Origin of the sequence: Streptomyces sp. NRRL S-118, from assembly GCF_000716335.1 — a bacterium.
GTDB lineage: Bacteria > Actinomycetota > Actinomycetes > Streptomycetales > Streptomycetaceae > Streptomyces.
Map to the genome: position 1 here is coordinate 1 of NZ_KL591063.1, position 594 is coordinate 594.

The following is a 594-nucleotide window of genomic DNA, read 5'->3' on the forward strand; positions in this document are numbered from 1 at the left end:
GCGTCCAGGAGCGCCGGGTGGATGCCGTACGCCGATGCCTCTCCGTCCGCCGGTTCCGGCAGCGCGACCTCGGCGAACACGTCGTCGCCGCGCCGCCAGGCGGCCTGTATGCCGTCGAAGGCCGGTCCGAGGCCGATCGCGGACCGGGCCGTGTGCCCGTGCACCTCCTGGACCGGCAGCGGGACGGCTCCGGCGGGCGGCCACGCGTCGGGGCGTACGCCCTCGAAGGCGGGTGCGGTATCAGGGGTGGTGTCGGCGTCAGGGGCGGTGGCGGGGGTCAGGGTCCCGGACGCGTGCAGGGTCCAGGGTGCGTCGGTGGCCGCGTCCGCGGGGCGGGAGAAGACCTCCACCGTGCTGCGGCCGTCCTCGTCCGGATGGGACACGAGCATCTGGATGGGCAGGGGGGAAGTGGCGCCGTCGGGCAGCACCAGGGGTTCGTGCGAGGTCAGCCGCTCCAGACGGGGTCGTCCCACCTGATCGCCCGCCTGGAAGGCGAGTTCGACCAGCGCGGAGGTGGGGAGGACGGTGTGGCCGAACATGGTGTGGTCGGCGAGCCAGGGTTGCCCGGTGAGTGAGAGCCGGCCTGTCCACAGC

General features: G+C 74.1%; 1 protein-coding gene. It reads right to left on the reverse strand.

What is annotated here, in order from left to right:
- Positions 1 to 594 (reverse strand): polyketide synthase dehydratase domain-containing protein (locus tag IH00_RS38605; protein ID WP_158828225.1); only part of this gene is annotated, 594 nt, incomplete at both ends.